At 74.6% G+C, this 13,673-nt stretch carries 13 protein-coding genes; 8 read left to right on the plus strand and 5 right to left on the minus strand.

All coding sequences use genetic code 11. The annotated features are described in order from the left end of the window. Window positions 1–167: 167 nt before the first annotated feature. Complete coding sequence (locus tag ACIPXB_RS25730; RefSeq protein ID WP_401453741.1) at window positions 168–1,085, minus strand: DUF3027 domain-containing protein; 918 nt, start codon at window positions 1,083–1,085, stop codon at window positions 168–170. Between the two features lie 375 nt (window positions 1,086–1,460). On the opposite strand from ACIPXB_RS25730, the gene ACIPXB_RS25735 reads away from it, so the two are divergent. The 4 genes from ACIPXB_RS25735 to ACIPXB_RS25750 all read left to right on the plus strand — a co-directional run bounded on the left by ACIPXB_RS25735 (window position 1,461) and on the right by ACIPXB_RS25750 (window position 5,067). Beyond that, complete coding sequence (locus ACIPXB_RS25735; RefSeq protein ID WP_401453742.1) at window positions 1,461–2,822, plus strand: MFS transporter; 1,362 nt, start codon at window positions 1,461–1,463, stop codon at window positions 2,820–2,822. A gap of 160 nt (window positions 2,823–2,982) precedes the next feature. Then, on the plus strand, window positions 2,983–3,483 hold the full coding sequence (locus ACIPXB_RS25740) for a DUF2771 domain-containing protein (protein WP_401453743.1): 501 nt from the start codon (window positions 2,983–2,985) through the stop codon (window positions 3,481–3,483). 8 nt (window positions 3,484–3,491) lie between these two features. Next, window positions 3,492–4,223, plus strand: a complete 732-nt coding sequence (locus ACIPXB_RS25745; RefSeq protein WP_401453744.1) for a futalosine hydrolase — start codon at window positions 3,492–3,494, stop codon at window positions 4,221–4,223. After that, entirely contained in the window at window positions 4,204–5,067 is an 864-nt protein-coding gene (locus tag ACIPXB_RS25750) for a 1,4-dihydroxy-6-naphthoate synthase (protein ID WP_401453745.1), read from the plus strand. The genes ACIPXB_RS25745 and ACIPXB_RS25750 overlap by 20 nt, the downstream gene beginning before the upstream one ends. Before the next feature lie 83 nt (window positions 5,068–5,150). Here the strand turns inward: ACIPXB_RS25750 and ACIPXB_RS25755 are convergent, their stop codons facing one another. Continuing rightward, the gene (locus ACIPXB_RS25755; RefSeq protein WP_322975534.1) at window positions 5,151–5,534 is read right to left on the minus strand and encodes a cold-shock protein; all 384 of its coding nucleotides are present in this window, start codon (window positions 5,532–5,534) and stop codon (window positions 5,151–5,153) included. 192 nt (window positions 5,535–5,726) lie between these two features. Here ACIPXB_RS25755 and ACIPXB_RS25760 point away from each other — a divergent pair, with 192 nt between their 5' ends. Beyond that, window positions 5,727–5,984 carry a hypothetical protein gene (locus ACIPXB_RS25760; RefSeq protein WP_401453746.1) on the plus strand — a complete coding sequence of 86 codons (258 nt, stop codon included), beginning with the start codon at window positions 5,727–5,729 and terminating at the stop codon, window positions 5,982–5,984. Window positions 5,985–6,195: 211 nt separating this feature from the next. Here the strand turns inward: ACIPXB_RS25760 and ACIPXB_RS25765 are convergent, their stop codons facing one another. Next, window positions 6,196–6,873, minus strand: a complete 678-nt coding sequence (locus tag ACIPXB_RS25765) for an HAD family hydrolase (protein WP_401453747.1) — start codon at window positions 6,871–6,873, stop codon at window positions 6,196–6,198. A 324-nt stretch (window positions 6,874–7,197) separates the two neighbouring features. Next, on the minus strand, window positions 7,198–8,163 hold the full coding sequence (locus ACIPXB_RS25770; protein WP_401453748.1) for an HAAS signaling domain-containing protein: 966 nt from the start codon (window positions 8,161–8,163) through the stop codon (window positions 7,198–7,200). A gap of 96 nt (window positions 8,164–8,259) precedes the next feature. Here ACIPXB_RS25770 and ACIPXB_RS25775 point away from each other — a divergent pair, with 96 nt between their 5' ends. From ACIPXB_RS25775 to ACIPXB_RS25785, 3 genes are all read left to right on the plus strand, one after another. Continuing rightward, window positions 8,260–10,791: a helicase-associated domain-containing protein gene (locus ACIPXB_RS25775; RefSeq protein WP_401453749.1), complete on the plus strand. Its 2,532-nt coding sequence runs from the start codon at window positions 8,260–8,262 to the stop codon at window positions 10,789–10,791. Window positions 10,792–10,869: 78 nt separating this feature from the next. After that, window positions 10,870–11,337: an NUDIX domain-containing protein gene (locus ACIPXB_RS25780; protein ID WP_401453750.1), complete on the plus strand. Its 468-nt coding sequence runs from the start codon at window positions 10,870–10,872 to the stop codon at window positions 11,335–11,337. A gap of 115 nt (window positions 11,338–11,452) precedes the next feature. Continuing rightward, a complete protein-coding gene (locus tag ACIPXB_RS25785) occupies window positions 11,453–13,099 on the plus strand; it encodes a DNA repair helicase XPB (protein WP_401453751.1) in 1,647 nt (548 codons plus the stop codon). Between the two features lie 61 nt (window positions 13,100–13,160). Here the strand turns inward: ACIPXB_RS25785 and ACIPXB_RS25790 are convergent, their stop codons facing one another. Next, the gene (locus ACIPXB_RS25790; RefSeq protein ID WP_401453752.1) at window positions 13,161–13,346 is read right to left on the minus strand and encodes a hypothetical protein; all 186 of its coding nucleotides are present in this window, start codon (window positions 13,344–13,346) and stop codon (window positions 13,161–13,163) included. Between the last annotated feature and the right edge of the window lie 327 nt (window positions 13,347–13,673).

The following is a 13,673-nucleotide window of genomic DNA, read 5'->3' on the forward strand; positions in this document are numbered from 1 at the left end:
GCCTCGCTGAGGGGTGGGTGCGGATGCCGCGCGCGGACCGGGTTCCGGTCCGCCCCACGAATGTCGCGCGCCGCACACATCCGGCCATAGACCCGTCATGGTTCGGGTCTGCGCAACAACCGGAATACGCGGTGCCGTGACTGCCCCTCAGCGGGGCGGGAGGGTCCCTACGAGTGACCCAAATCGGCCGCCTGGTCGTCCGCCAGGGGCACCGAACCGGTGTCCTCGGCCGGGCGCAGCGGGAACTCGTCAGCGTGCATCGAGTCGAGCACCGGCGGGGCCGGGCGCGGCGGCTTGGGCATGACGGCGGCCTCGGAGTGGCCGCCGCAGCCGTACGAGAGGGAGACCAGCCGGCCGTCGGCCGGACCGAACTCGTTGGCGCAGACACCGAAGGCCTGGCCCAGCGAGCCGCCGATCTTCACCAGGAAGCCGCAGGAGACGCAGGAGGCGGGCGCCGCCTGCGCCATCGGGGTCTTCGCGCCGTACGTCTCGTCCCAGCGGTCGGCGGCGGTGTGCAGCCCGTACCGGGACAGCACGCGGGCCCGGCGCATGCCGAGCTCCTCGGCGACGGAGGTGATGGAGCCGCGCTCGGGTACGAAGGCCCGGTCGGTGACGTCGGCGTCCTCGGCCTCGACGAGCTCGGCCATCTCCTCGGAGACGACGGAGTTCGGCGGCGGGGCGTCCTCGCCGGAGTAGCCGGGCTCCAGCCGCAGGTCCTCGGCGTCGGTGGGCAGCAGGTCGCCCGGGCCCATGTCGCCGGGGCGCAGCCGCTCGCTCCAGGGCACCCACTCGGGTGCCAGGAGGGCGTCGGAGCCGGGCAGCAGCACCGTTTCGTCGAGGGTGACGACCTTGGCGCGGGAGGCGCGGGCCACGGTGACGGCCCAGCGCCAGCCGCGGTAGCCCGCCTCCTTGCACTCGAAGAAGTGCGTGACGACGCGGTCGCCCTCCGCGATCACGGACACGTGCTCGCCCACCACTCCGGGGGCGGCGGCCTCCTCGGCCGCGGCGCGGGCGAGGTCTACGGCCTCGGCGCACAGGCGGTCGGGGGTACGCGGGGTACGGCTTCGCGTCGTCGCAGCACTCACTGGTCTCGTTCTCTCCTACGCCGTCTCACGAGTGCGCCGTCCGTACTGTCGTCCTGAACGACCCGTCGGTCCTGTCGTCACGTGGCGCGGGCGGAGCGGACCAGAGGGCCGCGTCGACGTCCGCACCCGATCGGCCTCGGGCGCACCTACTGCATCCATTCTGCGGGATGCCGAAGAGGCGCGCGGCCAAGAGCAACCGCCGGTGGCGCGCTACGCACGCTACCTCCTTCGCAGCCCTGGGCCCACATGCAAGTCCGATTCGCGGACGCCGGAACCTGCTCCAGGGGGTCGGCGGCGGGGTGCGGCGGGCCGGTCCGTGGCGCCGGATCCGTGCCGCGAGGAGTCCGGGGGCCCGCCGTGGGGCACTATGGCCAGGTGGCACCCGCGCGGTCGTCCGACGACGGCTCCGGCCGGGTCCGGAGGGCCGGCCGGACGGTGGGGCGCGCCCTGCACCAGCCGATCACGGGGACGGCGCGCGGGATCCGGCGGGCGACGCACGCCCAGGGGGCCGGCGAATCGGGCCTGGGCAAGCTGATCGAGCTGCACGCCGTCAACGGCGCCGGCGATGTCATGATCACGGTGGCCCTGGCGTCCACCGTGTTCTTCTCGGTGCCCACGGACGAGGCGCGCGGCCGGGTGGCCCTGTACCTGCTGATCACCATGGCGCCGTTCGCCCTTCTCGCGCCGGTCATCGGCCCGCTGCTGGACCGGCTGCCGCACGGGCGGCGGGCGGCGATGGCGGCCTCGATGCTGGCGCGGGCGCTGCTGGCGCTGATGATGTCGGGCGCGGTCGCGACGGGGGGTCTCGAGCTGTACCCGGCGGCGCTCGGCGTCCTGGTGGCCTCCAAGGCGTACGGCGTGGTGCGCAGCGCGGTGGTGCCGCGGCTGCTGCCGCGGGGGTTCTCACTCGTCAAGGCGAACTCGCGGGTGACGCTGGCGGGCCTGCTGGCCACCGGGGCCGCCGCGCCGGTGGCGGCGCTGCTGCACATGATCGGGCCCGAGTGGCCGCTGTACGGCGCCTGCGCGATCTTCGTGGCGGGGACGGTCGCCGCGACCACGCTCCCCCACAAGGTGGACGAGGCGAAGGGCGAGACCCGGGCCCGGCTCTCCACGCACGAGCCCCGCTCGCGCAAGCCGGGGCTGCGGACGGTGGGGCCGTCGGTGCTGTGCGGGCTGTTCGCGAACGCCGCGATGCGCGGGCTGTCCGGGTTCCTGATCTTCTTCCTGGCGTTCCTGCTGCGCGAGCACCCGGTGGCGGGGCAGAGCGCGGCGGTGTCCCTGGGCATCGTGGGCGTCGCGGCGGGCCTGGGCAACGCGTGCGGCACGGCGGTGGGCGCGTGGCTGCGGGCGCGGGCCCCGGAGGCGATCGTGGCGGCGGTGCTGGCGGTGACGCTGGGGGTCGCGGTCCTGGCGGCGCTGTTCTTCTCCGCGCTGTTCATGGCCGTCCTGGCCGCGACGGCGGGCTTCTGCCAGGCGCTGGCGAAGCTGTCCCTGGACGCGATGATCCAGCGGGACGTGCCCGAGGCGGTCCGTACGTCGGCGTTCGCCCGTTCGGAGACGCTGCTCCAGATGGCGTGGGTGGTGGGCGGGGCGATCGGGATCGCGCTGCCGCTGAACGGGGTCCTCGGGATGTCGGTGGCCGCGTCCATCGTGGCGGCCGGCACGGTGATGGCCTTCCGCGGCCTGCTCTCCCCCACCCGCCGCCGGCAGGACTCCGCCCGCCCCCGGGTGGCGTAGGCCCTCCGGGGCGGGCGTCACGGCGCGCGTCCGGGCCCTTCCGGGCTTCGCGCCGCCGCGGGGCCCGTCCGGGGTCTCGTACGGGCCCTTCCGGGGCCGGTCGGCGGGGCGTGGTGCCCCCGTGGTGTACAGGACAGATCGGCCCGATAGCCTTCGGCTCATGACCGCACCGCTTTTCTCGGGTAGGGGCCGCCGCAGCGTCGCGGCCCTCGGAGCCGTATCCGCCGGCCTCCTCGTCCTGTCCGCCTGCGACAAGCCGACGCCGCTGGCGACGGTGACGGTCGGCAGCACTTCGGTGACCACCGAGGCCGGAGCCGACTGCCGGGACGCCGCGGAGCTCGCCTCGCTGGAGAAGGTCCAGCAGTGCATCACCGAGCCCACGGACCCCAAGAACATCGACTACACCCGTGGCGACACCCTGCGCATGGGTGTCGAGCCGGAGATGGTCGAGGACGGCAAGAAGTGGTCGGCGTTCCTGGACGGGCAGCCGATCACCGACACCTCCACCAACACCTACAAGAGCTTCCCGAACGTCGACATCTTCGGCACCGGTGGCCAGGGCGGCCAGGCCCCGCCGTCCAAGGTCCTGTCCATCATGCAGTTCAACGACGAGGGCAAGCCGGCGTCCATCTGGTCGTTCAAGCTCAACGTGAAGTCGTGACGTAACCCGTGCGCGCGCTCGTCGTGACCGCGGTGACGGCGGAGGCCGACTCCGTCGTCGCCGGTCTGACCCCTCATCCGGACACCCCCGCACCCGAGCCGCGCCTGCTTCCCGGCGGATACCCCGTCTCCCGCCGCGACCTTCCCGGCCTCGCCGTCGACGTGCTCGTCGCCGGTGTGGGACCGGCGGCCGCCGCGGCCGGGACGGCCACCGCCCTGGCACGGGCCGACTACGACGTCGTCGTCAGCGCGGGCATCGGCGGCGGGTTCGCGCCCGCCGCCCCGCCCGGCTCCCTCGTCGTCGCGGACGCCGTCGTCGCCGCCGATCTGGGCGCGCAGACGCCCGAGGGCTTCGCCACCGTCACCGAGCTCGGCTTCGGCCACTCGGTGCACCTGCCGCCCGCCGATCTCGCCGCCCGCGCCGCCGAGGCCACCGGCGCGCTGCTCGCCCCCGTCCTGACCGTCTCCACCGTCACCGGCACCGCCGAACGGGCCGCCGAGCTCACCTCCCGTCACCCGCTGGCCGGGGCCGAGGCCATGGAGGGGTTCGGGGTCGCCGAGGCCGCCGCCGCGCACGGGCTGCCCGTCCTGGAGGTCCGGGCCGTCTCGAACGCCGTGGGCCCGCGCGACCGCGACGCCTGGCGGATCGGGGACGCGCTCGCCGCCCTGACCGCGGGATTCCGCACGCTGGGGCCCGTACTCGCGAACTGGGGAGAACGCCATGCAGACGCCCGCCGGTGACCGTGACCCGCTGCGGATCGCCTACTCGCCCTGCCCGAACGACACCTTCGTCTTCGACGCGTGGGCGCACGGACGCGTCCCCGGCGCACCCGCGCTCGACGTGACCTTCGCCGACATCGACCTCACCAACGGCATGGCCGAGCGCGGCGAGTTCGACGTACTGAAGGTCAGTTACGCCGTCCTGCCCTGGGTCCTCGAGGAGTACGCGCTGCTGCCCTGCGGCGGGGCGCTGGGACGCGGCTGCGGGCCGCTGGTGCTCACCCGCGAGCCGGGGGTGGACCTGACGGGGAAGACGGTGGCGGTGCCGAGCGAGCGCTCGACGGCGTACCTGCTGTTCCGGCTGTGGGCGGCGGACGTGCTGCCCGGCGGGGTCGGCGAGGTGGTCGTGCTGCCGTTCCACGAGATCATGCCCGCGGTGCGCGACGGCAAGGTGGACGCGGGACTGGTCATCCACGAGGCCCGGTTCACGTACCAGAACTACGGGCTGCACTGCCTGGCCGACATGGGCGAGCACTGGGAGGACACCACGGGGCTGCCGATCCCGCTCGGCGCGATCATCGCCAAGCGCTCGCTGGGCGCCGCGACCCTGCGCGCGCTGGCGGGGGCCGCCCGGACGTCCGTCCTGATGGCCTGGGACGACCCGGAGGCCTCCCGCCCCTACGTACGGGCGCACGCGCAGGAGCTCGACCCGGCGGTCGCCGACCAGCACATCGGGCTGTACGTCAACGAGTTCACGGCCGACCTCGGCGACGCCGGCTACGCGGCGGTACGCGGCCTGCTCACGCGGGCGGCGGCGGAAGGCCTGGTCCCGCCCATCGCCCCGAACGCCCTGGCGTTCCCGTAAGCGCTCACCTGACCGAACGGCCGTGCCCCGCCACTCTTTCGAGGGGCGGGGCACGGCCGTTTGACCTGGGCGGCGGTGGCGGCTCAGACGTCGAGCTGGTCCGCGACCGCGCGCAGCAGGCCCGCGATCTTCGTGCCGTGCACCTTGTCGGGGTAGCGGCCCCGCTCCAGCATCGGCGTGATGTTCTCCAGCAGGGTCGTCAGGTCCTGCACGATCGAGGCGAGCTCGTCCGGCTTGCGGCGCTGGGCGGCCGCGACCGACGGTGCCGGGTCCAGGACCGTCACCGAAAGCGCCTGGTCGCCGCGCTGGCCGGCGACGACACCGAACTCGACGCGCTGGCCGGGCTTGAGGGAATCGACCCCGGCAGGGAGCACCGACGAGTGGACGAAGACGTCTCCGCCGTCGTCTCGGGAGAGAAAGCCGAAGCCCTTCTCACTGTTGAACCACTTGACCTTGCCGGTAGGCACGTCCGTCCTCTGTCCTTGTGCTCGTCGGGTCCGAATTGCCGTCCGGTTTGCACCGAAAGAAACGGCTCCGGATAGCAGTGCAGCGGGTCATCTGTGACCCGCCTCCTCCAGGCTAATGGTCGCGGGGCGCCTGACAAGACGTCCCCCGGTCCTTCCTGGTGGACGCTTCGGCCAGGGAACTACCCTGGTGAGGTGACTGCTACTCCTTCTCCCGACGAAGCGCGGCCGGGCGACGCATTGGTCAAGGCCGGTGGCATCGTCTTCATCGTGGGCGCCGTGGCCACGCTGGCGACCATGGCCCCGCTCTTCCTCGACACCGACCCGTTCCCGTCGTACGCGTGGGCGGTGTGCATGCTCATGGGCGTCGGCTTCGCCATCGCGGCGGCCGGCGTGATGCGCGGCATCGCGTCCCAACGCCGCACGGCCCGCGCGTCCCAGCCCCGGGGCTGAAGGGGGGGGCGGGCCTGGGCCGACCTGGGCGGGACCGGGGCCGGGGCAGGATCTGCGTCTACCGGGCGGAACCTGGCCTGACCCGGCGGGACGCGGGCGTCGCCCGGCGGGATGTTTCCCGCCCCGGGCATGGCCCGGGGCGAGCCGGGCGTGAACAGGCCCGGGCAGGACGTGAGCCGGCCCAGGCCGGGCGTGATCCGCCGGACAGGCCCTACGCCTGGGCCGCCGTGTCGGCCGTCGGCTCGGAGGTGCCCTCGCCCCGCGCCTCGACGTACGCCGCCAGCCAGGCCGGGAGCGCGGTCAGGTCCGGCAGGACGACGTCCGCGCCGGCGGCGAGCAGGTCCGGCTCCGGGCACGGGCCGGTCGGCACCGCCACCGACAGCGCGCCCGCCGTACGGGCCCCGCGGACGTCGCCGACGTGGTCGCCGACGTAGATCTGCGCGTCGTACTCGCGCAGGGCGCCGGCCTTGGCCTCCGCCCACAGCCAGCCGATGACGGCGTCCGGTTCGATGCCCAGGTGCGCCAGGTGCAGCCGGGCGTTCGGCTCGTGCTTCGCGGTGACGACGATCGCGCGGCCGCCAATGGCCTGGACCGCCTCGATCGCCTCGCGGGCGCCCGGCATGGCCGGGGTCGCCGCGATGGCGTGCGTGGGGTAGATCTCGCGGTAGCGGTCGGCCATCGCCGGGATCTCGGCCTCGGGGAACCAGTACGCGAGCTCCTCGTCCAGCGGTGGCCCGAGGCGGGTGATGGCCTCGTCGGCGTCGATGTACGCGCCCGTCTCCGCCGCCAGCGCCTCGTAGGTGGCCTTGATCCCGGGGCGCGAGTCGATGAGGGTCATGTCCAGGTCGAAACCGACGGTCAGGACGCGGGGGGCAGTCTCGGAGCTCATGCCGCCATTGTGCCGATCGGTACGGACATCAGGGGAACATGGCCCGAGGCCCGCCTTACAGCCCCGTGAAGCCCCCGCCCCAACCACCGCCGGACGGCGTTCCACCCCCCGGCAGCCATCCAGCGCCACCGGGCACCCCATTTCCAGCCCCGGGCAGCCCTCCGGCACCACCGGGCACCCCACCCAGCCCCGGGCAGCCCTCCGGCGCCGCCCGGCACCCCACCCAGCCCCGGGCAGCCCTCCGGCACCACCGGGCACCCCACCCAGCCCCGCCGGCGTTTGAGGCGCGGGGGCGGGGCCCCCGGGATCCGGCCATCCGTCGGGTCAGGGGCGGCGGCGGGCCCGCCACACCAGATACAGCGCCGACGCGACCGCCGCCCCCCGCACGATCCACGGCCACAGCCCCTGGAACGCCGACCCCAGATCCGTATCGACCAGCGGTTCCCCCCACCGCCCGTTCAGCCGTCCCCACACCCACACCACCGCCGCCGCGAACACCGCGCCCGGCAGCCCGAAGACCACCCACTTCTTCTCGGTCGGCCCGAGCACCCGCGAGGCGTACGCGATCGCCCAGCCGAAGGCGAGCAGCATCCAGTAGCCGGTGACCACCCCGACCGCCAGCACGGCGGCCGCCAGCAGCAGGAACCCGTGCGGCTTGGGGCGGGCGGCAGCGCCCGCGCCCGAACCCCCGGCCCCAGCCCCGGCACCGGCCGCCGCGTCCGCCTTCCGCGCCCGCCGCCGCTCCAGCAGCACCCGTACGATCGACCGCTTCTGCGGCGCCTCGGGCTCACGCTCCTCTTCCGGCCCGGGCTCGTCGGCCTCCAGCTCCCGCTCCGGCGCCCGCGGGTACTCGATCCCCCCGGCGAACCCCTCGACCTCGATCTGCCCCACCCCATAGGGCCCCGGAGCCTTGCTCATCCGCCACCAGTCCGGCTCCGGCCCGAGCTCCTTCTCGCCCGCCATGTGCGGCGGCAGCCCCACCGTCGCGGGCCGGGGCCGCTCCGGACCCCGTTGCGCGGGAACCCCGCCGCCGCCCGGCTCCGCGACCGGTCCCCGGGCCGCCAGCGCCGTGTGCTCGGCCAGCACCTGCTCGGGGGTACCGAGCCGGTCGAGGATCTGCCGTACGGAGCTCACCGTCTCCGGCTCGAACCGCGCGCGCCTGCGGTCGATCTCGTCCCGCAGCCCCGCCACGAGCCGCATCCGCTCGCCGGACGGCAACTGGCTGCGCTGCGCCAGATCCCCCACCTCGCTCAGATACGCGTAGACCAGATGGTCGCTCTCGATCCCCACGCCGGCTCCTCCCTACCGCCCTCCCGCACCGCCCTCCCGAAAGGTAGCGCGTGCGCCCGTGGAGCGGCCGTGGGCACAGCGGATAACGTTGGCCGGATGGGGACCGGCCGACGCGACCAGGAGGCGACCGTGCCTGAGGCAAGCACCGCGGAGAGCGCCACGGCGGGCGGCGGCGTACCGCGCTCGCTCGCCGAGGCACTGCGCACCCGCGACGACGCGGCGCTCGCCGCCCTGCTGTACGCGCGCCCGGACCTGCTCAACCCGGTGCCGGGTGACATGACCCAGCTGGCCACCCGGGCCGGCACCCGGGCCTCGGTCGTCCGTGCCCTGGAACGTCTGGACCGGTTCGCGCTCCAGACCGCCGAGGCGCTGGCGGTGGCCCCGGACCCGTGCCCGTACGAGGTACTGGAGTCCCTGCTGACCGGTACCGGCCCCGGCACCGGCACCGACGCCGAACCCGCCCCCGAACCCGCTCCGGACCCCGGCCCCGACCCCGACGCCGTCCGGCGCGCCCTGCCCGGGGCCCTGCGCACCCTGCGCGACCAGGCCGTCGTCTGGGGCGGCGACGACACGCTGCGCCTGGTCCGCACCGCCCGTGAACTGCTCGCCCCCGCCCCCTCCCGGCCCTCGCCCACCGGTCTCGGGCCGACCGTCGCCGAGGCGACCGCCGGGATGTCGCCGACCCGGGTCCAGGAGATCGTCGCGGCGGCCGGGTTGACGGCCACCCACGACCCGGTGTCCGCGGTCGCCGCGCTGACCGCCCTGTTCACCGACCGGCGGCGGATGTCCGCGCTGCTGGACCAGGCCCCGGCCGAGGCCCACCAGGTGCTGGGCCGGCTGGTGTGGGGGCCGCCCTACGGGGAGGTGACGCCCGATCCGGCGCCGCCGGTGCGCTGGCTGCGCGACCGCGGGCTGCTGCTGCCCGCGTCCGCGCGTACGGTCGTACTGCCGCGCGAGGTCGCCCTGCACCTGCGCGGCGGACGGGCGCACCGGGCCGTCGAGCCGGTCGCGCCGGCCGTCGCCGCCGACCACGAGCACCGTCCACACCTTGTGGACGCCAACGCCGCCGGGCAGGCGCTCGCCGCGATCGGCACCGTCGAGGAGCTGGTGAAGTCCTGGGAGCACGCCGGTCCGGCCGTGCTGCGGGCGGGCGGGCTGGCCGTACGCGACCTCAAGCGGATCGCCGCCGTCCTGGACGTGCCCGAGCCGACGGCCGCGTTCTGGATCGAACTCGCCTACGCCGCCGGCCTGCTGGCCAGCGACGGCGAGGCCGACGAACGCTACGCCCCCACCCCCGCCTTCGACGACTGGACCGAGCGGCCGCCCGCCGAACGCTGGGCCGCGCTCGCCGTGGCCTGGCTGCCCGCCACCCGGACGGCCGGGCTGGTCGGCGAACAGGACGCCAAGGGCCGCACGCTGTCCGCGCTCGGCCCCGACCTGGACCGCTCGGCCGCCCCCGAGGTCCGCCGCCGGGTCCTGGAACTGCTCGCCGAGCTGCCCGAGGGCGCCAGCGCCGATCCGGCCGCCCTCCTCGAACGCCTCGACTGGGAACGCCCGCTGCGCGGCGGTACCGGCGAGCTGCGCCCCCGGCTGGCCCGCTGGACCCTGGCCGAGGCCGAGCTGATCGGGGTCACCGGGCGCGGTGCGCTGGCGGGCGCCGGGCGGGCCCTGCTGGACGGCGCGGACCCGGCCCCCGTGCTGGCGCCGCTGCTGCCGGAGCCGGTGGACCACGTGCTGCTCCAGGCCGACCTGACGGCCGTGGCCCCGGGCCCGCTGCGGCGGCCGCTGGCCGAGACGCTGGCCGTCCTCGCGGACGTGGAGTCCAAGGGCGGCGCCACCGTCTACCGGTTCACGCCGGGTTCCGTACGCCGCGCGCTGGACGCCGGGCGGGCCGCCGCCGACCTGCACGCCTTCCTGGCCGAGCACAGCATCACGCCGGTGCCGCAGCCGCTGGCCTACCTGATCGACGACGTCGCGCGCCGGCACGGGCACCTGCGGGTCGGCGCGGCCTCGTCGTACGTCCGCTGCGACGACGACGGCATGCTGAACGAGATCCTGGCCGACAAGCGTTCGGCGGGCCTGGGGCTGCGCCGGCTGGCCCCGACGGTGCTGGCCGCGCAGGCCGACCCGACCGCACTGCTCGACGGGCTGCGCGCCATGGGGTACGCGCCGGCCGCCGAGTCCGCCACCGGTGACGTGCTGGTCGCCCGCGCCGACGCCCACCGCACCCCGCCCCGCTCGGCGCCCGCGCCGGTCCCGGACGGCCCGCCGCTGCCGGACGCCACCCTGCTCGCGGCGGCGGTACGGGCGATCCGCGCCGGTGATCGGGCGGCCACGGCCGTCCGCAAGGAACCCGCGCCGACGGCGGGCCCGGCGAGCCCGGCGGGCGAACTCCCGCGCACCAGCGCCGCGGAGACCCTCGCCACGGTCCAGGCGGCCGCCCTGACCGGCTCGGCGGTCTGGATCGGCTACGTCAACGCGGACGGCGCCGCCAGCCAGCGCGTGATCGCCCCGGTCCGCGTGGAGGGCGGCTTCGTCACGGGCTACGACCACACGGCGGACGAGGTCCGCACCTACGCCCTGCACCGCATCACGGGCGTCGCCGAACTGGCCGACGAACACATCTGACCCCCGGGCCCCGCATCCCAGCGAACCGACGGCCCGCCCCTCAGGGAACACGCACCACCACGGAGGAGGTCGAACCGGATGCCCCGGCGCGACTACGAGGACGATCCCGGCGCCCCCGAGGCGAACAGTCTCGTGCCGGCGGCGTCGGCGGTCGTCGTGGACCACGCGGGGCGCGTGCTCCTGCAACGGCGCACCGACAACGGGATGTGGGCCCTGCCCGGCGGGACGATGGAGCCGGGTGAGCCCATCGGGGAGTGCGCGGTCCGCGAGACCCTGGAGGAGACCGGCGTCACCGTGGAGATCACCGGCATCGTCGGGACGTACACCAATCCCCGCCACGTCTTCGCCTACGACGACGGCGAGGTCCGGCAGGAGTTCTCCATCTGCCTGCTGGCCCGGCCGGTCGGTGGTGCGCTCCGCGTATCGGACGAGTCCTCCGAGGTCGGCTGGTTCGCCCCCGACGAGGTGGACGGGCTCCCCATGGTCCCCGCCGTCCGCAGGCGGATCGACGACGGGCGGACGGGCGACGGCCCGGTCGTGCGGTAGGGCCTGGCCACGGCGCCGGCCTGCGCCGCCATGCCCGGACCGCGGCGGGATACGGCAGACTGGAGGTTTGGCCACCCGCACACGGGGGTCACGCTGCCGAAGGGACGCACGCCAGGTGAACGGGCCACTCATCGTCCAGAGCGACAAAACCCTCCTCCTCGAGGTCGATCACGAGCTCGCCGACGCCGCGCGGCGGGCCATCGCGCCCTTCGCGGAGCTGGAGCGGGCGCCGGAGCACATCCACACCTACCGGGTGACCCCGCTGGGGTTGTGGAACGCGCGCGCCGCCGGGCACGACGCCGAGCAGGTCGTCGACGCGCTCGTGGAGTACTCCCGTTATCCCGTCCCGCACGCCCTCCTCGTCGACGTCGCCGAGACCATGGCCCGCTACGGCCGGCTGACCCTGTCCAAGCACCCCGTCCACGGCCTGGTCCTGACCAGCACCGACCGGCCGGTGCTGGAGGAGATCCTGCGCTCCAAGCGGATCGCCCCGCTCGTCGGCGCGCGCATCGACGCCGACACCGTCGCCGTGCACCCCTCCGAGCGCGGCCAGATCAAGCAGACCCTCCTCAAGCTGGGCTGGCCGGCCGAGGACCTCGCCGGGTACGTGGACGGCGAGGCGCACCCCATCGACCTCGCCGAGGACGGCTGGTCGCTGCGCCCCTACCAGCGCCAGGCCGTGGAGGGCTTCTGGCACGGCGGCTCGGGCGTGGTCGTGCTGCCCTGCGGCGCCGGCAAGACCCTGGTGGGCGCCGGTGCGATGGCCGAGGCCAAGGCGACCACGCTGATCCTCGTCACCAACACCGTCTCGGCCCGTCAGTGGAAGCACGAGCTGGTCAGGCGCACCTCGCTGACCGAGGACGAGATCGGTGAGTACAGCGGGACGAGGAAGGAGATCCGGCCGGTCACCATCGCCACCTACCAGGTGCTGACGACCAAGCGGAAGGGCGTCTATCCGCACCTGGAGCTCTTCGACTCCCGCGACTGGGGCCTGATCGTCTACGACGAGGTGCACCTGCTGCCCGCGCCCGTCTTCAAGTTCACCGCCGACCTCCAGGCGCGGCGGCGGCTCGGTCTGACCGCGACCCTGGTCCGGGAGGACGGGCGCGAGTCCGACGTGTTCTCCCTCATCGGCCCGAAGCGCTTCGACGCGCCGTGGAAGGAGATCGAGGCCCAGGGCTACATCGCGCCCGCCGACTGCGTCGAGGTACGGGTCAACCTGACCGAGTCCGAGCGGCTGGCGTACGCGACCGCCGAGACCGAGGAGAAGTACCGCTTCTGTGCCACCACCGCCACCAAGCGGAAGGTCACCGAGGCGCTGGTGCGCAAGCACCGCGGTGAGCAGACCCTGGTCATCGGCCAGTACATCGACCAGCTCGACGAGCTCGGCGAGCACCTGGACGCCCCCGTGATCAAGGGCGAGACGTCGAACGCGCAGCGCGAGAAGCTCTTCGACGCCTTCCGTGAGGGCGAGATCAGCGTCCTGGTGGTCTCCAAGGTCGCCAACTTCTCCATCGACCTGCCCGAGGCCACCGTGGCCATCCAGGTGTCCGGCACCTTCGGCTCCCGCCAGGAGGAGGCCCAGCGCCTGGGCCGTGTCCTGCGGCCGAAGGCCGACGGTCACGAGGCCCGCTTCTACTCGGTGGTCGCCCGCGACACCATCGACCAGGACTTCGCGGCCCACCGCCAGCGCTTCCTGGCCGAGCAGGGCTACGCCTACCGGATCCTGGACGCCGACGAGCTGCTGGCCGCCGGCGACTGAGGGGGCGGGGAGGCTGAGCGGCCGGGACCGGGTGCTGACCGGCTGCGGGGGCAGCGGCCGGTCAGCGGCGTATGAGGTCCTTGTCCTCGGCGTACTCACCGAGCAGAACCACGCTGACGGCCGTGGCGGCGAAGACCTTCGCCGCGCGCAGCACGCTGCCGACGCGGTGGCGCGGGTGGGAGTCGGAGGTGGCGGTGGCGCCGCTAGGGCGGCCGCCCTGGGTCGGGGTGAAGGTTGCGGTGCTCATGAATCCATGGTCGCTTTTCGGCCGGGCCCGCGCATCGGTCTACGGGCTGAACCACCAGGGCCGCCGCCTCATACCGGCGATCTATGCCGTCCCCTAGTGGCTCTGTCCGAGGTCTGACACTCCCCGGTACAGCACCCGGACGGACCCCCTACCCAGGAGGGACTACCGGCCCGTAAAACCATTCGCGCCCCGTGGCCACCGGGACTACAATCTCCGCTCTTGCCGCCTCCCGCCGCCGCACCGTCGCATCGTCGCACCGTCGCGCTGCCGGGGAGAGCCGCCGCCCGGTCGGAACCGGTCGGCATCTGCCGTACCGCCGTACCGCCG

This window comes from Streptomyces sp. NPDC090022 (assembly GCF_044748145.1).
Taxonomy (GTDB): Bacteria; Actinomycetota; Actinomycetes; order Streptomycetales; family Streptomycetaceae; genus Streptomyces.

Excerpts from the sequence above, each read along its gene's own strand:
- ACIPXB_RS25740 (WP_401453743.1), top strand. The coding sequence starts at position 2,983 with ATGACCGCACCGCTTTTCTCGGGTAGGGGCCGCCGCAGCGTCGCGGCC.
- ACIPXB_RS25750 (WP_401453745.1), top strand. The coding sequence starts at position 4,204 with ATGCAGACGCCCGCCGGTGACCGTGACCCGCTGCGGATCGCCTACTCG.
- ACIPXB_RS25765 (WP_401453747.1), bottom strand. The coding sequence starts at position 6,873 with ATGAGCTCCGAGACTGCCCCCCGCGTCCTGACCGTCGGTTTCGACCTG.
- ACIPXB_RS25775 (WP_401453749.1), top strand. The coding sequence starts at position 8,260 with ATGGGGACCGGCCGACGCGACCAGGAGGCGACCGTGCCTGAGGCAAGC.
- ACIPXB_RS25780 (WP_401453750.1), top strand. The coding sequence starts at position 10,870 with ATGCCCCGGCGCGACTACGAGGACGATCCCGGCGCCCCCGAGGCGAAC.
- ACIPXB_RS25790 (WP_401453752.1), bottom strand. The coding sequence starts at position 13,346 with ATGAGCACCGCAACCTTCACCCCGACCCAGGGCGGCCGCCCTAGCGGC.